At 29.8% G+C, this 24,397-nt stretch carries 18 protein-coding genes and 1 pseudogene; 3 read left to right on the top strand and 16 right to left on the bottom strand.

Annotation, left to right across the window (positions count from 1 at the left end; translation table 11 throughout):
* Positions 1-178: 178 nt before the first annotated feature.
* Positions 179-742 (top strand): hypothetical protein, encoded by a 564-nt coding sequence (locus OW730_RS06435; RefSeq protein ID WP_271228241.1) that lies wholly within the window; start codon positions 179-181, stop codon positions 740-742.
* Positions 743-797: 55 nt separating this feature from the next.
* On the opposite strand, the gene OW730_RS06430 is transcribed toward OW730_RS06435, so the two are convergent.
* From OW730_RS06430 to OW730_RS06390, 9 genes are all read right to left on the bottom strand, one after another.
* Positions 798-1,799 carry an ABC transporter ATP-binding protein gene (locus OW730_RS06430; protein ID WP_271228240.1) on the bottom strand — a complete coding sequence of 334 codons (1,002 nt, stop codon included), beginning with the start codon at positions 1,797-1,799 and terminating at the stop codon, positions 798-800.
* Between the two features lie 18 nt (positions 1,800-1,817).
* Positions 1,818-2,609, bottom strand: a complete 792-nt coding sequence (locus tag OW730_RS06425; protein ID WP_271228239.1) for an ABC transporter permease — start codon at positions 2,607-2,609, stop codon at positions 1,818-1,820.
* A 4-nt stretch (positions 2,610-2,613) separates the two neighbouring features.
* Positions 2,614-3,441 (bottom strand): ABC transporter permease, encoded by an 828-nt coding sequence (locus tag OW730_RS06420; protein ID WP_271228238.1) that lies wholly within the window; start codon positions 3,439-3,441, stop codon positions 2,614-2,616.
* 299 nt (positions 3,442-3,740) lie between these two features.
* Positions 3,741-4,019 (bottom strand): hypothetical protein, encoded by a 279-nt coding sequence (locus OW730_RS06415; protein ID WP_271228237.1) that lies wholly within the window; start codon positions 4,017-4,019, stop codon positions 3,741-3,743.
* A 110-nt stretch (positions 4,020-4,129) separates the two neighbouring features.
* Complete coding sequence (locus OW730_RS06410) at positions 4,130-6,505, bottom strand: ABC transporter permease (RefSeq protein ID WP_271228236.1); 2,376 nt, start codon at positions 6,503-6,505, stop codon at positions 4,130-4,132.
* The gene (locus OW730_RS06405) at positions 6,506-7,195 is read right to left on the bottom strand and encodes an ABC transporter ATP-binding protein (protein ID WP_271229525.1); all 690 of its coding nucleotides are present in this window, start codon (positions 7,193-7,195) and stop codon (positions 6,506-6,508) included. It abuts the gene before it with no gap.
* 105 nt (positions 7,196-7,300) lie between these two features.
* Positions 7,301-8,566: a sensor histidine kinase gene (locus OW730_RS06400; protein ID WP_271228235.1), complete on the bottom strand. Its 1,266-nt coding sequence runs from the start codon at positions 8,564-8,566 to the stop codon at positions 7,301-7,303.
* An 11-nt stretch (positions 8,567-8,577) separates the two neighbouring features.
* Positions 8,578-9,276 (bottom strand): response regulator transcription factor, encoded by a 699-nt coding sequence (locus OW730_RS06395; RefSeq protein WP_271228234.1) that lies wholly within the window; start codon positions 9,274-9,276, stop codon positions 8,578-8,580.
* Between the two features lie 130 nt (positions 9,277-9,406).
* The gene (locus OW730_RS06390; RefSeq protein WP_271228233.1) at positions 9,407-10,624 is read right to left on the bottom strand and encodes a MerR family transcriptional regulator; all 1,218 of its coding nucleotides are present in this window, start codon (positions 10,622-10,624) and stop codon (positions 9,407-9,409) included.
* Between the two features lie 363 nt (positions 10,625-10,987).
* On the opposite strand from OW730_RS06390, the gene OW730_RS06385 reads away from it, so the two are divergent.
* Positions 10,988-11,809, top strand: a complete 822-nt coding sequence (locus OW730_RS06385) for a GNAT family N-acetyltransferase (RefSeq protein ID WP_271228232.1) — start codon at positions 10,988-10,990, stop codon at positions 11,807-11,809.
* A 44-nt stretch (positions 11,810-11,853) separates the two neighbouring features.
* Here OW730_RS06385 and OW730_RS06380 read toward each other — a convergent pair whose 3' ends face one another.
* Both OW730_RS06380 and OW730_RS06375 read right to left on the bottom strand, forming a co-directional pair.
* Positions 11,854-13,545: a cell shape-determining protein gene (locus OW730_RS06380; RefSeq protein ID WP_271228231.1), complete on the bottom strand. Its 1,692-nt coding sequence runs from the start codon at positions 13,543-13,545 to the stop codon at positions 11,854-11,856.
* Between the two features lie 261 nt (positions 13,546-13,806).
* Entirely contained in the window at positions 13,807-17,160 is a 3,354-nt protein-coding gene (locus OW730_RS06375) for a hypothetical protein (protein ID WP_271228230.1), read from the bottom strand.
* A 394-nt stretch (positions 17,161-17,554) separates the two neighbouring features.
* On the opposite strand from OW730_RS06375, the gene OW730_RS06370 reads away from it, so the two are divergent.
* A complete protein-coding gene (locus OW730_RS06370; RefSeq protein WP_271228229.1) occupies positions 17,555-19,315 on the top strand; it encodes a serine hydrolase in 1,761 nt (586 codons plus the stop codon).
* A gap of 42 nt (positions 19,316-19,357) precedes the next feature.
* Here OW730_RS06370 and OW730_RS06365 read toward each other — a convergent pair whose 3' ends face one another.
* From OW730_RS06365 to OW730_RS06345, 5 genes and pseudogenes are all read right to left on the bottom strand, one after another.
* On the bottom strand, positions 19,358-20,155 hold the full coding sequence (locus OW730_RS06365; protein ID WP_271228228.1) for an NAD(+)/NADH kinase: 798 nt from the start codon (positions 20,153-20,155) through the stop codon (positions 19,358-19,360).
* Between the two features lie 148 nt (positions 20,156-20,303).
* The gene (locus tag OW730_RS06360; protein ID WP_271228227.1) at positions 20,304-21,032 is read right to left on the bottom strand and encodes a head GIN domain-containing protein; all 729 of its coding nucleotides are present in this window, start codon (positions 21,030-21,032) and stop codon (positions 20,304-20,306) included.
* A gap of 123 nt (positions 21,033-21,155) precedes the next feature.
* Complete coding sequence (locus tag OW730_RS06355; protein WP_271228226.1) at positions 21,156-21,839, bottom strand: hypothetical protein; 684 nt, start codon at positions 21,837-21,839, stop codon at positions 21,156-21,158.
* A 136-nt stretch (positions 21,840-21,975) separates the two neighbouring features.
* Positions 21,976-22,788, bottom strand: a pseudogene (locus OW730_RS06350) (mannose-1-phosphate guanylyltransferase); the annotation flags it as partial.
* A 54-nt stretch (positions 22,789-22,842) separates the two neighbouring features.
* Complete coding sequence (locus OW730_RS06345) at positions 22,843-24,396, bottom strand: recombinase family protein (RefSeq protein WP_271228225.1); 1,554 nt, start codon at positions 24,394-24,396, stop codon at positions 22,843-22,845.
* Between the last annotated feature and the right edge of the window lies 1 nt (position 24,397).

Raw genomic sequence — 24,397 nt, 5'->3', positions numbered from 1 at the left:
CTCCAACTTAATTTATTCATATAACTTAAATTCAATACCCAAATATATCCATATATATTTTATACGTACTATAAAATCAAAAGTTATTTAAATCACTTAAAAGTTTACCTATTATATGGAATTTTTTAATAAATTAAGTTATACAATATATTGATATATTATAAAGGTGGTATTGGAAATGAAAAAAATTTTATGTTTATCTATTGTATTATTAATGTCATTAACTCTACTAGTTAGTTGTGGTGACAAAAGCCCAAATGACGAAGTAACCTCTGCAGTAAAAAACACACTAACATCATTAAAAAAATTTGATACTAAAAAATTACAAGAATCAACGACTGGATCTGCCGATATATTTAATGAATCTGAAGGAGATGAATTATTCTCCCCCATATTCTCTAATATGGAGTTTAAAGTTATAGAAACTAAAGTAAATGATAATAAAGCTGTAGTCACTACTGAAATTGAATCCATTGATTTCACTGAGTTTATAGGCTTTATGATGCAAGAAGCTCTTACTCTTAGTTTCTCAGGTATAGATGAGGAAACAATGCAAAAGAAACTTATAGAAAAAATAGAAAAAGCTATTAAAGATAATAAGTTCAGTACTACTAAAAGAACCGTTAAAATTAACTGCAAAAAAATTGATGGTGAATGGAAAGTTGTTGCAGATGAAACCCTAATAAAAGCATTATTTGGAGAAGCACTATCACAGTTTGGGGATGCCTTTAATATGGATTAACACATAAATCATATTAAAAAAGGACTATCCAGAATATAGTCCTTTTTTATTAAAATTAATTATTTTTTCTATATATACCCTTAACTATATCCTCAACGTTCATATCTTCAATAATAAGATCCTTTATCTCTATTCCTTTTACAATTGAACTTATAATATGTGACATTTCTGTTTTTCTTCTATCAAATGTAATATTAAGGTAGTTTCCATCTATATCACTCTTAATATCTTCTTCTCCAAGGTTAAGTAACTTTGGAATATTCATATTCTTAACCTTATTTGAGTTTTTAAGTTCAATCTTCAGTGTTTTTTCAACTCCAAACTCCTTCTTGAGTTCATTTAGCTCACCATCATAGATTTTCTTACCTTCATCAATCATTATTATTCTATGGCTTAATTCTTCAATATCACTCATATCATGTGTTGTTAATATGATAGTAGTTTTATATTCTCTATTAATCTCCTTTATAGCTTGTCTAATTCTTTCTTTTACCATAACATCAAGCCCAATAGTTGGCTCATCAAGATATAATATTTGCGGATTATGTATCAGTGATGCAGCAAGGTCTGCTCTCATTCTCTGCCCAAGAGATAATGTTCTAACTGCATTATTCTTAAACTTTGATATTTCTAGAACATCATCTAAAAAATATAATCTTTCTTTGAATGCTTTATCTTCAACTTCATATATATCCTTCAAAATATTAAAAGTCTCTCCTAAAGGCAAATCCCACCACAATTGAGTCTTCTGACCAAAAACCACTCCAATATTCTTAGCATTTTTAGTTCTATTCTCATATGGAATCATTCCATTAACAATACATTCTCCGCTAGTTGGTACAAGTATACCGCTCATCATCTTTATCGTTGTTGACTTCCCCGCACCATTAGCTCCTATGTACCCAACTATTTCCCCTTTATTTATCTTAAAATTCATATTATCTACTGCTCTTTTTATTTCAAAATCGTTCTTAAACAAACTCTTGAATGTTCCTTTAAGCCCTGTACCTTTATTATATATTTTAAAATCTCTTGTAAGATTCTTAACTTCTATCATTTTGCCCCCTCCATTATGTTAATTTCCTGCGCTCTCATAGTTTTTTACTCCAATACACCAAGTACTATAGGCTATTACAAATGTAGCTATAGCAACTCCCACAGTTCCAAAAATCCCTAAATATATACTACTTTTGTTGAGAAAATATGATGCAGGTATAAATGCTGTGAATGCAAAAGGAATTATGAATGTTATGACTCCCTGAATTGCCTTTGAATATATATTGTTAGGGTATTTTGCAAAATCAGAAAAACTATATACCATGAATAAAAGATGCATTGTTTGCTTCATCCAAAAAGCTAATGAAGCAATGAACAACTTGATAGATGTATAAATTATAGCCCCTGCAATTATCACAATAATAAGTAGTACTATTTCAATGAGTGTTAAACTCATATTTAATTTATTATAGGCAATTCCCATAATTAGGACACCTGTAACTAATTCTCCAACTGCATCCAATTGAAGTCTCTCTGCTATAACTTGAAATAATGGGTTTATTGGTCTTAATATATACCTGTCAAAATCACCTGTAACTATGGTATTTCTACTAAATACCCATAGATAATCAGTTAAAAGGTGATCAACCCCTCTTGGTAGTTGGGCAAATCCATAAATAAATAATATCTCATAAAAACTCCAACCATTAAGGTTAGGAATATTCTCAAAAACAAGATATAAAAAAGCAATACCTGACATCTGTACTGAAAAGAAGCCTAAAAAGCCCATAAAAAAATTAGTCTTTGATTGCATTAGAATCTTTAAATACTGTGAAATAAACCTTTTATATAACTTCCAATATCTCCTCATATCTTTATCCTCCCATTATGGTAACTCTCTTTATTGCTCTTTTCCATATATAGTAACTTAATAACATAAGCAATATTACCCAAATCACCTGAACACCCATCTCAATAAGTATTTGATTCCCTTTATATTTGTTCAAATATATCATAACAGGAGTATAATTTATGGATGCAAATGGAGTTAGATGCATAATTTTTCTAAACCCTAATGGAAAGAAAGCTAAAGGTATCAATTCTCCAGATAGAAATTTCATTAAGGCAGTTTTAGTAAAGTTAAGTCCCCATAGATAAACCACATAGAAGGATAACATTCCAAAACAGAAATTGAAGAAAATCATTATCATGAATGATAGTATTATGCTAATTATATATAATACCAATGTTGAGAAAGATGGTATTGTTCCTCTTGAATAGAAAGTTTGATATATCACTATTCCAACAATCATAGGTCCATTTATTAAGATTGATTCACCAAGGATATTTCCAATTGATGTGAATAACAATCTTATGAAATAGTTTATTGGCTTTATTAGATTCATAGCTAAAGCCCCTGTTCTCACATCTTCAGACACCATATACTCTACATAATTATTAGTTAATCTCATAGTTATTAAACTAATAAATATGTAAATTATCATCTCATTAAATGTAAATCCTTTAATAGTTTCTTGTCCTGAACTTTCAAATATAGCCTTCCATAAATAGAAGGTTATAATAACAGTCAGTCCACTCCCTAGCAATCCCATAAAAAAGTTAAACTTATAGGTCATTACTCTTTGAATGGTACTCTTTATAAATGGAGTATATATCTTTAGTTTTCTTTTAAAATACTTCACATTTCCTCCCCCCTCTAAATAAAGCTCGTAAAGCTCGCTTAAAAACAAATGTATAATTGAGAATGGAGAATGGAGAATGATAGATGTTTCTTGCTTACGCAGAAACTACATTCTGTTGTCCTTTAGACCAATATGTTTTTACTCATTTTATCTTTAGATAAAATATTGTATTTCAAGTACAATGTTTCATTGTAAAATGAAACAAGTGAACCCTATAGTAGAAAAATAATTAGATTAAAATTTCACAGAGTGAAATGTCAATCATTCTCCATTCTCAATTCTACATTCTCAATTATCTTTTATATTTCGCCCCTTCGTAAAAAAAGAGCATTGCAACCGTTTTCACAGCACAATACTCTTCCCATTATACAATTTTCTACTTTTAAATACAATAAATGTATTATTTTTATTATATTTTTTTCTTGTTCTTCTTTACAACTAAAAATAATAGCATCATAGTTAACTATAGGTATAATTTCTTCTTTATAAAAAGATTTAAAATTTTCATCAAAAACTGCTCCTATGCTCCTGATATATTTAGGTTCTGAAAACCATTCTTTTAAAACTTCATCTTCCATTGCTTTTAAAACATAGCTCTCTTTTTTAAGAAAATGTTGAAATCTATTGCCTATATTTTTTCAACATTATTTTAAAAAAGAGAGCTATTTAAAAAATTATTTATATAATTCTATACATTATGCCTAATTCTCTCAACAATAGAATCTTTACCTATAGAACCTTTCACAAAGTATATTATAGATAGTTGTAATAAGAACAGTATTCCTACTGTTGAAATTACAGCTACTAATGGATACTTATATATAGCATATTCTGCTTCAGTTTTAAATAATTTAAATGCATACTTTCCTACAATTGTTCCTCCACCAACAGATATTATACTACTTATAGCTGCATAGTATATCCCTTCTAACTGGATCATTCTGCTTAATCCTTTATTACTTAACCCTATTGCCTGTAGAAGACCAAACTCTTTCTTTCTTGATAATATACTTGTTACCATTGTATTAACCATATTAAGTATTCCTATAACTCCAATTACAATTACAAGTGCATATATAATGGATTTTAATCCCATAAGTTCTTTATTTATGTCTTTTTTCGCTGTTACCATACCACCAAATTCTAATGAAGGATTTCCATTACATATTATCTCTAGTTCATTACCCACACTCTCTGTATATCCATTTTTTGCATCAATCTCCATACCAATATATTTGTCATTATAATTTCTAGGCATGTTATCCGCATGAGTAATTCCTGTAATTCCTTTACTATATCCAAATACACGAGTTGGAAGTTCATCAACTATTGCTATAACCTCATATTCATTTATATATTCTTTTCCACTATTAATTTCAATTTCACTTCTTTGTATCTTATGTCCTAAAGAGTAACTATTATTTCTATTAAATAATACTATCCCATTCCCCTTCTTCATCTTTTCTTTATCTATCTTTCCTTCAATTACATACTTTTGAAGCTTATCTAATGTGGAATCACTATATCCATAAAGTTCAAATTCACTTTCTCTCTTTGTAATATCCATATCAATTTTTTTACCAGTTCTATACTTAAATAACATTACATCCTTAACACCATCTATCTTCTTTATCTTTTCAATAAATTCATCTTTGATAGGATTAACTTCAACATCAAATATATCTTGTCTATTAAGTACTATCCTATGTTCTCCAATAAATCTACCATATAAAAGACTGTCAATACTCATACTGCTAAGTATTGTTGATGCTGTGATAAAAAGAATCCCACTTAGAGAAAGAGATAATATTGTCATAACTGTTCTTTTCTTATTTCTTAAGAAATTTTCTTTAGCTAGAGTCCTAACATCAACCTTTTTGTATGATTTTCGACCTTTCTTCTTTCCTAAATTCTCTGCTCCAGTATATTTTACCGCTTCTATTGGAGATACTTTTGAAGCTATCTTTATTGGCTTTCTCATTCCTAATGCTACTGTTAAATATGCAATAAGAGCAACTAATGGAATTATAAATGGAGTTGAATGTATTTCTATATTAATATTACTCATAGTTAAAGGTATTATAATATAACTTAAAACGTATCCTGTCACTATTCCAAATGGGATACCTATTAATGCAGCTCTTCTTCCCTCATTCTTAATAATCTTGCTTATTTGTTTTCTTGTTGTTCCTACAGCACTTAAAAGTCCTAAAATATTTACTCGTTCTCTAACAGATATATAAAAAATATTATATATTACAACTGTTACAACAAGTATTACAAGTAATCCAACCATCCCTCCCCCAATTACTGCTGTTGGATCAATAGATATATCATTTATTAACATTAAATTTACTTTCACTTGCTCTTCATTTAGTTCTAATAATCTCTGTAACTTAAAGCAGCTCTCTGTTATGTTTGATGAACCAATACCCTTCATCTTCACATAAACATCAAACTCGTTTATTCCCATGTTAGATACAAAATTTTCACTTAATACAATTTCTCCAACCCTTGCTCTCTTCTTATAACTTTTCTCTCTTAATATACCTACTACCTTAAACTCTTTAGTTTCTGTACTATTCCCTAAAGAATAAGTAATCTTTATATTTTCTCCTATTTCCCCTTGTCCACCTAAATTCTCTATCACTCTACTCTCAGCTACAATCTCATCACTTTCAACTGGATACTTACCTTTATTCAAGCTCATGCCATTAAATTTTAAAACTGATTGATCCTTATAAACTAACTTAACACTCTGCTTATTCTCCTGTAGTTTCTCACTTAAAACTTCACCAATTTCATTTAATTTGCCAAATTCATCAGTTCTCTGAAATAAATCTACTTTCTCAATTTGCTCATCATTAAGATTAAATAGTATCATATGTTGTCCACCAAGAGTTCTATATCTCTCCATCTTCATTGAGTGATTTATAGAAGAAACAAATATACATATACTTGTAAATAAACAAGTACTTAATATAATTGCTAATACCACTAATCTATTTCTTCCTTTATTCTCTTTATAATACTTACTAGAAATATTTTTAACAGCATCCTTCACTTAAATCACCGCCTTCTTAATACTATTCTGAGTTATCTTTCCATCTTCAATCCTTACAGTTCTATCTGCCATCTGAGCAACACTATTATCATGAGTTATCATCACAAGTGTCTGATTATATTTCTTTATTGAATTCTTTAAAAGTGTAAGTACTTCATTTCCTGTTTGAGAATCAAGATTACCAGTAGGCTCATCTGCCAATATTATTGAAGGCTTGCTTGCTAACGCTCTTGCAATTGCCACTCTCTGTTGTTGCCCTCCAGATAAATTTGATACCAAAGTATCTTTTTTATGTTCAAGTCCAAGCATCTTTATAATCTCATTTACATACTCTTCATCAACCACTTGATTATCAAGTCCTATAGGAAGTACAATATTCTCCCAAACATTAAGTACTGGTATAAGATTGAATGATTGAAATATAAATCCAATCTCTCGTCTTCTAAATATTGCAAGTTCATCATCATCCATTGAAAATATATCCTTTCCATCTATCAAGACCTTTCCATTTGAAGGTCTATCAAGTCCTCCTAAAAGATGGAGCATGGTACTTTTTCCTGAACCTGATTTTCCAATTATTGATACAAACTCCCCTTTATTTACTTGAAGATCTATTTCATCAACAGCTTTAACTAAATTTTCTCCTTTTCCATAATACTTCTTTAATATTTTAGTTTCTAGAATTGTCATCATAAATTCCCCCTATTAATGTGTATTTTATATAATTGATATTTTTACTAATCAATGTTTCTCTCTACACTTAATATTCTAGCAAGGTTCTATTTCAGTTTTATTTCAGTTTTTATTACAGTTCTGTAATAAAAGGGAAAATACTGTTCCTACTCCTTCTTCCGATTTTACAATGACGTTGCCACCTTGTTTTTCCATAATCTTCCTAGTGAGGTATAACCCAACACCTGAACCTTCTTCTTTCAAAATTCTACTTTGGTCAACTCTGTAGAACCTTTTAAATATGTTGTTGTATTCTTCTTCTGGAATACCTATCCCCTCATCCTTTATATCTATCTTTATAAGTGATCCCATTTCATTCACCTGAACACATATACTGCTTCCTCTTTCTGAATACTTTATAGCATTTTCCAATACATTCATAAGCCCCTCTTTAGTCCATCTCTCATCATGCTCTAACTCATAGTCCTTTGAAATATCAATTTGAATATCAATATCCTTATCAACTGCTTTCATATAAACACCATTAACCGCATTTACTATGGTATTTTTTATGTTCTTCTTTTTCATGTTAAGATCCATCATTCCAATCTCTAACCTAGATAGTTTTATTAGAGAATCAACTAACCACTCCATCTGATTTATATCCTCGCAATTCTTCTCATGAAATTCAATTTTCTCCTCAAATGATAGTTCTTCTTCACTGATTAATTCGTTATACATCTTCATTGAAGCTATTGGTGTTTTTAACTGATGTGAAAGTTCTGTTAATAATTCTTTCAACTTATTCCGCTCTGTTTCTATCCCCTCAATCGTTCCAGTTATAACCCCTCTCATCCCATGTATTTTATTCTCAATAATATTAAATATCCCCTCATCATAGGATAAAATATCAATATTGTAATTCCCTTCAATTATCTCCTCAACAACATATTTAAGATGTTTAAGCTTCTTGCTAATACCACCAATACTTACACACCATATTATTCCTATAAATATAACTACAATAAAAAAAGAACCTAAATTTACCCAAATTCCATTTATAAATACACTCTTGTATATACTATCCTCAAGTAGACTTGGATTCGGAATATATCCATATTTATTCAAGGTAACCTGTCCAATTTCTCTGTAATCATTGCTCTTCTCTTCACTATAATCACCAAAAAACGCCTTAATAACATCCTTTTCTAATTCCTGATTATCTCTAACAACAGCACCTATAACCCGCTCCATGGCTTGTACACTATTCTTCCTTACCCTCTCAACAAGAATTAAATTATTTATCATAAGTGCAGCTAGGAGTATAGTCATAGCTACTCCAATCAGTATAGTTCCCCTTTTTAAAATAGGTTCCCTTAAAATATTCATTACCATCCCTCCTAATTATATCTACACTTCCTATTCCATATATACCCAATACCTCTAACAGTTTTTATGTACTGTGGATCACGAGGAGTATCTTCTATCTTCTCTCTTATTCTCTTTATATTAACAGCAAGAGCATTCTCATTAACAAACTCTCCATTAATATCCCACATCTCATGAAGTATCTGTTCTTTGGTAAGTATCTGCATTGGATTATCAAGAAAATATCCTATTATCTTAATCTCAGTTTTACTTAGAGGTATTTCACAATTACCCTTCATTAGCTTTAATTCTTTCTGATTGAATCTTAATTCTCCAGAGACTATTCCATCACTCTGTTTTTTAACCATATTTCTTCTAAACAGAGCATTTATCCTTGAAGTTAATACAGTTAAACTGAAAGGTTTAGTTATATAATCATCAGCTCCCATATCAAGACCAGTTACAATATCCACCTCACTATCACTTGCAGTAAGGAATATAATAAGCACATCGCTCTTCTTTCTTACCTCTTCACAGAAATCAAATCCACACCCATCTGGAAGATCTACATCACTTATTATTAACTGCAGCTCTTCTCCTTCAAATATTTTTCTTGCCTCACTAATATTCTCTGCCGACCTAACATCATATCCTTCTCTTTTAAGCTTGAAAGTTATTCCCCTATTTAATGACTTGTTATCCTCTATAATCAACACCTTAATACTTTCCATTTTTACACCTCTTTTCAATATTGTTCCAATATAATTTTAACACAGAATTTACCCCAGGAGTAATTCCACTGGGGTAAAATTGGGGACGGTTCATTAATCTATAAAATTAATGAACCGTCCCCTGTTTGGACTAAATATTTCTACACTTAAATAAACCAGATTCCTTAGTTATATTGAAATATCCCTCTTCTTCAATCACTGATTGAAACTTCTTTCTTAAAGTTTTAATTTCCTTTTTACTCAGTACTTCATTAATTTTAGCCGATGTAGAGAACATATAATTTAATATACTTTGAGTATCATCAACTCTAAGAGAACCTTCATATTTCTCCATATCTACTTTAGAGAATACTTCTTTAATCTGTTCTTCTGCGTTCTCAATTACGAACCCAGTTATTGTATTACCTAATGTGAGCTTCACATTCTCATTAACTTCTTTAAGTGTTTCTCGCAATTCTTTCATGTGCTTTCTTGAAAATGTACTTGTATAGAATGTTCCCTCTTTTTTTAGTACTCTTTTAATCTCCTTAAATGCCCTATTTCTATCCTCAACGAACTGAAGCATATAATTTACCATTACTATATCAAATTCCTCATCCTTGAAAGGTAAATTTTCCACATTAGCTATTCTATATTGAAAGTTCCCATCAATCCCTTTTAGGTTTTCTTTTGCCTTTTGAATCATTCCCTGAGACATATCACTTAATACTATTGTCCATTTATTAGGAATCCTATCCTTATTTTTCAACCAGAAAGTTCCGTCACCACAACCACTATCTAGAACTCTTATATTCTTATCTTTAAACTCTATTCTATCAAATATCCATTTGTGAAAACCTCGCTTATCAGTACCAAATCTATCATGAAAGTCTATCCTGCATTCAAGGCTAGATGAACTCTTAAACTGTTCCAATATCTGTTCTTGAAGATTGATTGCCTTAATTACATCAGTAAACTTTTCCCACTGTATCTCATCATGTTCCCCTTCTTCCCTCTTAAACATATCCTCTGCCGCATCTAGTGCCTTTAAAATATTATCCATCTGAGATATCTTTTGCCTAACCGCTTCCTTCTGAATATTTATTGCTCTATCTACTTTCATCTTCTGATTAACAAGCCCTTTTATTTCATCTAAAGAGAACCCTAAATATTTTAATGTAAGTATTCTTTGTATCCTTTCAAACTTTTCTCCATTGTATAACCTGTACCCTGCTTCATTATAGCTAGTTGGTTTAAGTAATCCCTTTTCATCATAATATCTTACTGTCCTTAATGATACTCCAGCCATTTGTGCGAATTGCCCCGCAGTGTATAATTGAGTTTCTTTATACATATTGTTTTTCCCCATTACATTCACCTTCCAATAATTATTAATTCTACACTAGATGTAAAATCCCTACCAAAATCATTGTAAAGGGTTACGTTACGTAATGGTCAATAAAAACAAATGGAAAATTGATAATGGAAAATGGAAAACGATGGATGTTTCTCACATACGCGAGAAACTATATTACTATTTTTCTCACTTTTCATCCCTCCTACATCTATAAAAATATATTCTAAAGAGTTTTTATTTATGATTGTCCTCTTCTATTAGGTAAAAAACAGTAAGAATAATTCTCTGCATATATTCTCTTTAACTTTTATGCTAAAATTTTAATACCGAAGACAATAATAAATATTTATAAAAACATAAAGAAGGGTGAACACTATGGGGATTATAATTAAAAAAGGAAAAAATGAAAACGAATTTCTAGCATATGATTCAGAAAACAACTTTCTAGGCAAGGGTGGTGCGTACCCATTCATAGCTTCTGATTTATATGAGAATAAAAGACATAATATCTATATCAATATTGATGTAGAAGAATCAAAAAATAAAGATGAAATTAAAGACCATATCTTTGATAAATTATTGGAGAGAGCCTACAGTATTAAAGAGGAAAATAAAGATTTAGAAACAAAAGTATATCATTGCTGCTTTTCAAATGATAAAGAAAATATTGATTATTATTCTTCTAAAGAAGGTTTTGTCCATGATGAAGGAATGCATATTCTTAGAAATACTATGACTAATCTTAATTATAAAATTGATCCAATTGATAATATTGAGATTACAGAATGGCCATTAGCTACTGAAGAAGAAATATTAAAATTCATCCATGTACATAAAACAGTATTCACTCCAGGATATAGCATTGAGGAAGTCCTTGATTTCCAAAAGAAAACTGGTTGGCATAATATTGCTGCAACATGTAATGGTGAAATAATTGGTGATATTATGGTATATGTAATAGAAGATGATAATAAGAAAATAGGTTGGGTTGAGGATCTGCTAGTATGTAAATCATGGAGAAAAAAAGGTATTGGTAAACTGCTCATTGGTAAAGCCTTAGAATATTTTAATAAAATTAAAGTTGATGAATCTAGATTAGAGGTATGGAGTGCAAATGATCGAGCTCCATCTCTATATAAAAAGTTAGGATATGAATTTTACAAAGAAACTGAGTCTTCAATAGGAAAGTTTATTTAGATATGTAATCACCCCAGGTGAATTTAACCCCTGGGGTGATTCTTTTAATTATTATTTTCTTTCTCTAGCTTCTCATTTTCTTCAATAACCTTTTCTTCTTCTTGAGATTTAATCTGTGATAATTCAAGATTATCAAAATCCACAAGATCTATACTTGAATTCTCATTCTTATAGTATTTGAATGTTATTTTATCTCCCTCTCTAGTAAGTGGTAGCTCACTACTCATATTAAGAGATGTTATGAATATCTTATCTTGGTTTTCAACTGTTACAATGTAATAGTAAGTTGTTCCTTCAATTATGGATGTTCCAATTCTATGAACTGTACCTGTTTCGGTTACCTCATCACTGCTGTTTTGAAGGGTTTGCCAATCACCACGATTTTTAAGTTTTTTAATATAATTTGATTTAGTTTTATTAAGTGATTCACCTACACCAACCACACTATAATCTCTAACGTTAACCATAGCGTAAAGTTTCACAAGTCCTTTCTTATCCTTCAATGTCATAAAGTAAGTTGCTTGACCATCTATATTTATTAATATAGGGAATGTTGCTGAATACTCCTTCTCCTGAACTTGCCCTTCAGCAGACTCCATTGCAGCGTACTCGTGAGAACCAGAAACCTTATAGAAAGTTGTTTCCTTAGTTCTTGTATTGGTAAGCATAAAACCTATTGTTGACTCATCTGCTCCTGCAGATGTCATACCTGTATAATAGAAGCATTCTCCATCATTATATACAATATTGTATCCCTTTGTAGTCTGAACAACATCCTTGTCTGAGGGGTTCCACCATCCATGAATATAACGTCCCCAATCATCAAGCTGATTCATAACAAAATCCACAGGAATAACCCTATCAACCCATGAAGGTATATTATCTAAATTATAATCATTAATCTCTCCTGTTTGAGCATCTACACTGATAACTCCTGTAACCTTAGCACCTGTGAACCCGATAGTATTCTCATACTTAGTAACTATCCAGTACGGTCTTCCTGTATCATCTAATTCAAAAGAATAATCTGTACGTCCAATATTTTTAAATCCAGCTGAATATATATGTCTTGCTAGATCATCTGAAAAATATCCATTTGGCTGATATTTAATTTTAGTTTTCTCACCATTAACTTCTTGTACCAATTTAACGTCCATTTGATTTGTTGCACTTATCATAATATATCCCGGTGTACCTTCTTTATTGCTGTTCCATTTAAAGAAACCAGAATGAAGCAGTGGTGCTACCCAGTATAGTTTATCATTTACATTTTGCTGTGTGAACTCACCTAAAGTCACCTGACTTCCTAAAGCCACTTGCTCACCCAATTTTTTATCTCCAAGATTTTTAGCTAAAGCTTGATCAATTGTTGGTAGTTGAGATAAATCTATTGGAGATATTTCAGTAGAGAATTCTTTATTTTTAATTTCACCGATAATTGCTCTCTTCTTTCCTCCACTAACTATTCCTGTTGAAGTAAATATGTTAAATATCATTAATAGGATCAATACTACTGGTAATATACCTGCTAAAAGTATCTTCTTTGTATATAACCAGATTATTGCCCCTATAGGTATTGAGAGTATTATCAAACAAATTACACTTCCAAAATAGCTAATTGAGTATACTGGAAGAACTATATAATTAGCGACTAATACCATTAACACCGCAGTTAATAACAGTATTATAGCTGTAACATGTTTATTACTCCCCTTACTCTTGGTTTTGCTTTTCATAAGAACATCCTCCTCGTATTTCTTATCCGTTAATTTAGTTCATTATATCATATAATGAGTTTTTTATCACCTCTTTTATTTAAATTATTCATTTTTTATTCTTAACTGTCATTTTAAACTATTATAATATCATATCTAGGTCTTTTTTTATGTCATTCTGATAATCCTAAGTGAAATACAATGCACCCTACCATTACACTATGTATATTCATTTAGTTAAAAAAAATCCCAACATTATCTGCAGGGATTTTTAAACTTATTTTATTTATTCTTGTTACCGTTACCATTACCTTTTCCATTACCTCTGCCTGGACCATTACCTCTACCAGGACTTACTGGTTTGCCTTGCATTACTATTCTTCTCGCTATACCTTCCATAACTCCGTCTCTTGATTTACTAACTGTAAAATGAACTTTAATTTTTTTTCTGTTACTTAATAATTGCGAAACTGTCACTTTATTTCCTTGAACATCTACTATTTCAGTTCTTCTATCGATTTCTAAAACAACTTGACTCATTTTACCTTTTCCATTACTTTGATTTTTTACTAAAATCATCAACTCTCCGTGTCTTTCATAAGCAGATGCATATCCCATTATATACATTTCTGATTTATAATCATCATCATCGTCTTCATCGTCGTCTTCATCGTCGTCATCATCGTCATCGTCATCGTCGTCATCATCGTCATCGTCTTCATCATTTTGTTCTAAAACTATTATCTTATAAGCTAATGGTTCCTCTTCCCATCTATTTGTTCTTGGTATACTGTAAATAGCTATAACCTCTGAACCTTCATTTAAATCTGATTTGCTTAATTCATACCCCTCAATATCTATTATCTCGGTATTATTATCAACCTTTAAAACAATATTATCATAGTATTGATCTTCTTCTTGAATTTCGATTATTGTTCTATTATTCTTTGTATCACTAATTTTCCCCTTTACAGCTAAAGCATTTTTAACAATAATCTTTTCAGCTGTAGCGTTTGGTATATAGTTTTTTGTTAAACTATTTCCAAAGATAGATTGAATAATAGACTTTGCTCCTAATGCAAAACTATATTTATATTCAGCTTTTTGATCAAAGATAGCTTTAACCACAGAGCCCTCTTTAATATCATCTAAATCCAGCTGCTCTCCTTGTTCATTTACAATTTCAGTATTACTATCAATATATAAATTAACATAGTTTGGTGCATTTTCAGTTAATGCTTCTCCTACAATTGATATTCTGTTTAGATAATAGGTTGAAACTTTATAAACCATACCTTCAACTATATGGTTACCTACCACTTCACCTTTCTTTAAAACAATAATTTTATATGCCACTGTTTGAGGTGGTAAACTTCTTGTTGTAGCTAAACTGTGTATTCCTATAACCTTTACACCTTTATTTAACTCTTCTATACTTAAATCATTTCCATCTAAATCTACAATTTGTGTATTTTCATTTATTTTTAATATTATACTATCATAAAAATCATCTGAATCTTTTACCTTTATATAACTCCTAGTACTATTAGTATCAATTATTTCACCTTTTACAGCTAAAGCATTTTTTACAATTATCTTCTCTGCTGTACCAATAGGAATAGAATTATTTGTTAGTTTTCTCTCAAATACAGCTTGAATTGCTAATCCTTCTTTTAAATCATCTAAATCCAACTTCTGGCCTTGTTCATTTACAATTTCAGTATCATTCTCAATATTTAAATCAACGTAGTTTGGTGCATTTTCAGTTAATGCTTCTCCTACAATTGATATTCTGTTTTTATAGTATAAAGATACTTTATAAATCATACCTTCAACTATATGCTTACTTGCTACTTCACCTTTCTCTAAAACAATAATCTTATATGCTACTGTTTTAGGTGGTAACTCTCTTGTTGCAGTTAAACTGTGTATTCCTATTACCTTTGCACCTTTACCTAGATCATATTTACTTAATTTTTTTCCTTTTAAGTCTACAATCTCTGTATTATTATTAATTTTTAATATAATATTATCATAATAATTGTCTGATTTTTTTACCTCAATAAAACTTATCTGATTATTAGTATTAGTAACTTCCCCTTTTACAGCCAAAGCATTTCTAATAATTATTTTATCTGCTGTACCGATTGGTATCTCACTCTTTGTTAACTTTTGTCCAAAAATCGCTTGAACAGCTGATCCTTCTTTTATATCATCTATATCTAACTTCTGCCCTTGTTCATCTACAATCTCCGTATTAGTATCAATATATAAGTCAACATAGTTTGGTGAGTTTTCGCTTAAGGCTTCCCCTACAATTGATATCCTCTTTTTAGTAGAATTTACAACTTTATAAACCATACCTTCAACAGCTAATTTAGTGTCATTAACCTCACTAGTTACTATTATTGAGTAAGCTTCAGCTTGAGGAGTTGAATTTATGGTTGATATTACACTATGAATACCTACTATTTCCATACCTTGCTTAAGATCATGAAGACCTATCTTATTTCCTTTTATATCTACTATTTCAGTATTATCTCCAAAAATCAATGTCATTTGAGCATAATTATTTGTTTGTTGATATCCTCCAACTAAAATAAATGAATTATCACCAAATTGATTTATTGAAAGGATATTTCCTTTAATCCCTTTTAAATTTTTAATAATAATTTTTTCAGCATCAATAGCACTCTCATCATCATCATTATCTGATTCAGTGCTAAATATAACCTCTACAACACTACCTTTCTTTATCTTTTCTAAAACTACTTCCTCTCCATCTTCATTGATAATCTTAGTATTTTTTGTTATAAACACATTTACCTTACTTCTAGTATCCTCAGTCTTAGCTTTTCCAATTATTGATAAATAAGCTTCTTTATTGAGCTCTGACTCTGTTTCATTCTCCATAGGAACAAAAACATCTACCATTCCTTCAACTATATTTTTATTTTCCGTAATCTCATCCATGACAATTATCTTAAAAGCACGTGATTGTGGTGGTATACTGTTTGTTGCATTTTTATCGTGTATACCAACAATATTCATTCCCTTTTCAATATCATAAATAGATATTTTGTCTCCATCTTTATCAATTAATTCTGTATTTTCTTCAATTATTAAAGTATACTCCCTCTTATAATCTTGTTTATTCTCTTCAATATTTGCTTCAATTGTTACATAATAATTATTGTTATTATTACTCTTTCTAATTTTTGAAACGGTTCCTTCAATTCCTGCTCCATCTTTCACAATAATTTTTTCAGCAATTGCAAATGGTAATGCGCTATTCGTGTCTTGTCCTTCATAAAACACTTCAACAACTGAACTGTTTTTTACTTTATCCTTACTGATTTTATTTCCCCTAGTATCCACTATTTCAGTTTCATCAATAATACTTAATATTAACTGATTATGTGACCCTTCTTCTGCTTCTCCAACAACAATAATATAATCTCCACTCTTTTCTGCTACATATCCATCAGTTGAGGACATTTCTTCAATCTGGTTACTAGCTACAGTTTTCTTTGTAATAGATGATTCTTTAGATTTTAATGTTTCTGCATTAACTGCTATTGCACTTGTAGCTACAAAAAAACAAGTAACTAATGCTAAAATTTTCTTTTTAAACATATCTACACCTCTTTTCAAAATTATATATATTAAAAAATAATTATTTTATACTACTTAAAAATACACATGTTAAAACTTACCATTTTGCTTACACAAATATATACGATAGAAACTATAAAAAATAAGGGGTTATTTTGTTAATTTTTTGTAAATAAGACTAAATATTATTTTTACCCCCTTAAAAATAATATTTAGTCTTATCTATTCACATAATTAAATAGAATAACTTTTCTTTTTTAAAAATATAGAATGTAATCTTTTATTAAAACATACTATATATAATGTACATTTAAAAAATAAACATAAAAGCTTTGAAAGCAAATGTTATAAAGAATATTTTATTTTTTAAATACATCTATTTTTATGTTTAGAAATACTATTATAGGAGTCATTTATGAAAATTTATAACAAAATTATTTTTTTTATTTTTACTTTAATATTTTTAATGTCCTCCATTTCATTTGAAGTTTTTGGTAAAGATCTTGATCATATAATTGATTATGATGATGTAGTTTTAGAAAAATATATATCCAATTACTATGTATTAACTTTGCCAACTGACTCTGATAGAGGAACTACTTATTCAATATATTATAAAAAACATTTAACTGATTCCCATTGGAATCTCCTACAATCCAGTGAAAATCCTTGTGAAAATTTATATGGAATTGGACTAGGTGATGAAACCATGCTATTTATAGGTGCTCCTTCAATAAATATTGAAGATTATAATATTATGGTTTCAGTTAATAAAAATAAAGATGTTTATAGTAGTAACATCAATAAATCTGATGAATATTTTTTCTATAGTCCTCAGCTTAACTCTCCAGTGAAAGACACTAATGCTACTATATTTAATTATAAAAGAATATTTGATAGTAACTATATATGGAACATTACTCTTGATTACTTAATCAAAGATACAGAAGATATTAAAATCACATTAAGTGATTCCAACATTATTCAAGATTTAAGTTTTGAAATAGATAAGGATAATGAAAATATTTTAATAATCCATCCACCTAAAGGTGATTACAAACTCAATGAGAATTACACCATGAAAATTGATATGAAATTTTCTAAAAAAGCCTATTTTCAATCTTTTAGATATGTTAATAAAAAAGATAATAACTGGTTTGAAGAATACTTAAAAAATAATGTTTCAGGTGTAACAGATATAATTTTAGATTACACAGAAGATTATAAGGTTCAAATTCTTTATACTGAAGTAACTAGAGATAAAAATGGTCTTCCATATTTCGATAGCTATTCTTATAAAGTTGATGATGAAAGTTACTTTTATCCTGCAAGTTCAATAAAATTATCTTCTTGTCTTTTATCACTAGAAAAACTCAATAACTTGAACATTGAAGGGTTAGATATGTATAGTACTATGCATTTTGATGATTTATCAGAAAGCTCAGTTAATCAAAAAGGAAATTCGGTCTATGATAATATTAAGAAAATTTTATTATATAGTGATAATTCATCTTATAATACGCTATATGAACTTTTAGGTCAAAATTATTATAACGAAGCTTTAAAAGAACACGGTTATAACAATACTAATATAATTCATAGGTTAAGTGGAAAATTTAGTAATAAAGATAATAAGTACTCAAGCAAAATAGTCTTCTTAGATAAAAAAGGCGATACATTATATGTTGAACCTAGTAAATATAATACTAATAATTTATTTAACATCCACCCTAAAGGGTTAACTGTGGGTTCAATGGAGAACAAAAATTTTTCAAGAAAAAATTATAGTTCAATAAAAGACCTTCAAGGAATGATGGCTGCAGTAATTTTCAATGACTATTTTAAAAACGAGTACAAATTTAATCTATCAAATCACGATTTAACTTTTTTAAGAAAATATCTTGAGAAAACAAATCATAAATATTTATTGTATGGAGGTGATCCTCCATCTAATAAAGAAAATATTCATATGCTAAATAAGTATGGCATGGCCTATGGCTTCATGATTGATAATGGATATTTCTATGATGAAATATCAAAAAAAGAATTTCTATTAACAGCTGTTATTTATGCAAACGAAAATGGATATCTGGATGGCAGATATGAATATAATTCTAAAAGCATTCCTTTCCTTAAAGAGATTGGAAAAGTAGTATTAGATTATAATAGTAAATAACCAAAAGTCCCCACATTTCAATCTGTGGGGACTTTTACATATCTATAAGAATTTCTCCTGTATTCTAGTCCAGAAACTATAATTCTCAAGTCTCAACATTTTTATATATTTTGGTGACATCATTGATTGAATTGACTCAACACATTTAAAATTTCTCACTTCTCCATCGATACATATGGATATATTCTTCCTATTCAATGGGAGGATATTAATAATTTTATCTGGTGGTACCAATATGCTGTTAGTTATACACCTATACGCTCCAGAGTTCAAAGGTGCCAACGGCATTAATTGAAGAACATCGAGTGATGGAAATACCAATCCTCCACCTGCTGACATATTATATGCCGTGGAACCAATTGGGGTTGATATGATTATTCCATCTCCTGAAAATCTTTCAAAACTGTTCTCATCAATTTTTATCTCAATGTGCAGCACCTTAAGATTCTCGTCCCTTATTACAACCTCATTAAAAGAATGAAACTTCTCACTAATTCCACCACATGTAACCCTAGTCTCCTGTATCCTATGCTGCTCTATTTTATAATTAGAATTCTTTAAACATTCAATGAAGTAATCTATATCTTGAGTGTTGATTTCTTGTAAAAAACCAAGATGACCAGTATGTATTCCAACATATATAGCTTCTGTATCAAAATCAAGTGTCTTTAGAGCATGAATAAATGTGCCATCTCCTCCAACACACACCACAAGATCAGGTAACTCTTTAACTATCTCAAAACCATTATTCTTAAGCTTTTCCGTTACCTCTTCACATACCTGAATAGATTTAGTTAGTTTATTGCTATAAATCCTTATCCTCCTAATATTCTTCCTCATCTATACTTCTCCTGTTTCAAATAATATTATGCAATACATATTAATATCTCCAATACCTTTATTATTAGTATAATAAGTGCTTGATAAATAAATTCAAGTAATCTTAAAAATAAAAATATCTACAGAAAATTTCTGTAGATATTTTAAACTATTTTATTTTCTTTACCTTAGCAACACCTGATACGTCTAAAGAGTCAATAGTTGCATCTCCCTTATATTTTAAGGTTGAAGTTCCACTTGCATCAACTTTAATCTTTCCATTAGTATTAATTTCAGCTGTACTACTTCCACTTACCTCTACATCAGCATTATCTACTATAAAGTTCTCTAAATCAAGATCACTAACCCCTGAAACATCGCATGATAACTCTTTTCCAGAACCCTTAAGTGAAACACTACTACAACCACTAATATCTATTTCTATATTTCCAGTACTTATCTTTCCTCTAAGCTTACTAACACCTGAAAAATCTAAATTAAGATCATGATCAAAGTCAAACCCTTCTTCTAATTCAAAATCACATACTCCGGATCCTTTAATACCATATATGTCTGGCATTTTAATAGTAGCCTTTACCTCTACATTATTATAATTGAATTTTTTATCCATATACAACTTAAGTGTATCTCCCTTAACTTCAACCTTAATATCTTCAGCTAAATTATCGTCATATGTGACCTCTACATAAAACTCATCTGATTTCTCAATTGTTACCTGAAACACATGAGATGCAGAAATCTTTTTAAAGCCCTTTAAATCAAATGTCTTTGTCTCTTTTATTCCAGACCCCTTTTTAGATTCTAACCCTACTCCATTTACAGTACATCCAGTTAAGGATATTAATAATATAAGCATTATTGATATTATTTTTTTCATAAATTCTCCTCCAACATTAATTTATTAATATTATTTCACCCATAAATATAATATCAATTATAAGTATACACCCTATATAGTTTTTGTAAAATAATTGTAAATTAAGAATATAGCGGATGATATTTAACTGTTTATATATTTTTTTACTATATTAATATAATGCGACTTGTAAATAGGCTGCTGCTCATCATAGACCTTATCCTCAAGGATATTTTTCAGTGCTTCAACCAATTGACCAAACTCTTTAAACCCAACTTTATATGTTATAAATCCACCATAACGTCCAGATTGCATTATTAAATGTGATTTTCCCTCTCCTATATAATAAAACTGTCCCCCCCACTCTAAGTCTATCTTTCCAGTTCCTACAGTCCATTGGAACTCAACTTCTTTTGAAGCTTTCTCAAGTGGTGTTTCCTCTTTATTTACCCAATTTTCTAATTTGCTATTTTTACATTTCCAACAGGGTCCACCATACATCTCTTGATCTTTAAGTACAATGGGAGACGAAAATCCTCCAGATAATATTATATGATGTTCCCCAGGCAAAGCAATTTGTCCAGCATATGGCTGTATATATATCTGTTTCTCTCCATTTTTATTAAATAAAAATACTTGAGCATAAGTAACCTTCAAGTTTCCACCCAAGATTGATTTCACAGCAGTATTTAATACGTTGTTATTTCTATCCTCTTCCTTAAAATCAACGTACATTACATCAATTACTTCTAGCCCTTGTCTTTTAGATTCTTTTAATATGCTCTTTTCCTGACGTTTATAAATTCTAGGTATCCCCTTATTATTCATTCTTCTTCTCCTTAGACAACAATACTTTTCATTGTATTATATCATAGCATATAAAATCCCCACAGAATAAATCTGTGAGGATTAACATACTGTATCAATTTTTAATAATTTCCATAAACTCTTTGGATAACTTTATCTATAAGTACCCTTCGTAATTTCCTTTCTCTTTTAACTTACTCACAAGGTGTTTAACTTCTTGATCTCTATTTTTATCCATTATGAGGATTACATCTCCATCCTCAACAACAACTAAATCTTTGACTCCAAATCCAATAATAAATTTATCTTTTGCAAATACAGAACAATTTTCAGATTGCTCTATAAATACATTCCCTCTTACACCATTTCCATTATGACTTCTTAAAAATCTACTTAAGGCACCATAGTTACCTACGTCATCCCAAGTAAACTCACATTTAACCACATATCCTTTACGCGTCTTCTGCATTATTCCAAAGTCTACGGATATGCCATCTATGAGATTATACTGTTCCTCAACTACCCTATCCTCGTTTTCTGTATCTAGATTAACATATATATCCATTAGCCTTTTATATGTCTTTCCTAAATATTTTTCCATTTCTCTTAGGAATACATCTGCTCTCCATACAAACATTCCGCTATTCCAAAGGTAATTTCCCTTCATCAGTAGATCTTTCGCTACCTCCAGGTTAGGTTTTTCTAGGAATCTTGAAATCTTATAGGTCGGTATTTCACCACTAACACGGTTACCCATTTCTATATATCCATACCCAGTTTCAGGTCTTGTTGGTTTTATACCTATGGTTACTAATCCTCGTCTTCTCTGTGCTGTTTCAACTGCGTTTTCAATAGTGTCCCTAAATTGTTGTTCACCATCAATGTGGTGATCTGAAGGAAGTACAATCATGGTTGCATCCTTATCTTTTTTTAAAAGTTTTACTGCTGAAAGACCAATGCATGTAGCGGTCGGGTTTTAGACGTTATGGGTCATTTTAGATTATTAATATTTAAGAATTGTTTTTTATGAATGGAACTTATAATAAATGTCTATCTTCTTTTCTTTTGTTTCTTTGTCTTCTGTTATTATAATCTTATTAATCAAGCTCTCTACGGTCATTCTATCAAACTCTTGAAAGCTTAATATCTTATCAACTTTATCTTTGTATGCCTCATATACAGCATTTTTATCATCATATTTTTCCTTAGTTTCTAATAGCTCATCCTTAAATTGGATTAAATTATTCTGTTTCTTCTCTATTGTACAGGCGATATTCTCAAAATTTCTTTCGCTCAAAACATTATTTATCTTATCAAGGTATACTCTTTCAAATTGGCTATCAAGCTTCTTTAGTTCTTTATCAATCTCAATTATCCTATCTCCAAAATTACTTTTCTTATTTAACATTCCTTCAATTTCATCGTAAAGTTCATTCTCATCAACATACTCTTTCACGAATGCTTTTAAATCTTGAATAATTATTTCTTTAAGATACTCTTCTTTAATGGAATGAGCTGTACACCTACCTCCACCCATTTGGCTATTTGTACATTTGTATCCTTGATATTTCTTTCTATAAGACATAGAACCTTTACACTCATTACAGCTTAATACTGTTGAGAAGATATGCTTTGGAGCTCCCTTATATCTATATCCTTTAGACCTTCTTTTCATTTCTTCTTCTACTTTCTCAAAGGTATCTTTATCAATTATTCCTTCAAATTCTCCACCATTAATCCACTCATCTTCAGGTACCTTGACAACTTTTTTAGATTTATAAGTTACTTTCCTATATTGCCCCTGTATCAATACACCTTTATATTTAGGATTAGACAGTATTGATTGAATGGTATTGTTGGTCCACAGCCCAAATTTTGATTTAGGAAAAGTATTAAATCTCATAGATGGAGGTGCTATACTCTTATTATTTAAATGAGTTGCTATTCTGCCAACTCCCCATCCTTGTAGATATAAATCATAAATCTTTTTTACCACTTCTGTTGTTTCATCATTAGCTGACACTAACTTCTTATTCTTGACCCCATTTTCAAATACATCAATTATATTGTATCCATATGGAGGCTTACTCAAGATACAGGAACCTCTTTTCATTCTTTGTTTTAAACCATCTCTAGTTCTTCGAGAACAATCCTTAATGTACATCTCATTTAAAATATTTTTGAATGGTACAATATCATTCACATCGTCTATGGTATCGACGTTATCCAATACAGATATAAATCTAACACCTTTGACTTTAAAGTAATCTTCTAAATAATATCCAGATGTGATATAGTTTCTTCCGAATCTAGATAAATCCCTGGTGAGAACCATATCAATCTTACCACTCTCAATATCTTCTTCCATTTGTTTAAAACTATCACGTTCGAAAGTCGAACCACTTACCCCTTGGTCTTCATATATTTTAATTAATTTATAATTATAATTTCTATCCTCTTTACCATTTTTGGCTAACCACTCTTCAAGACATTGAATCTGTGCTGGAATTGACTCTTGCTGCTCTCGTTTGTCAGTCGAAACCCTAGCATAGATTGCTACTTTCCATTCCTTAAGCATA

Origin of the sequence: Oceanirhabdus sp. W0125-5 (assembly GCF_027938815.1) — a bacterium.
Classification (GTDB): domain Bacteria; phylum Bacillota; class Clostridia; order Clostridiales; family Clostridiaceae; genus Oceanirhabdus.
Note: the sequence above shows the minus strand (reverse complement) of the source record. Positions and strands in the feature narration are given on the sequence as shown.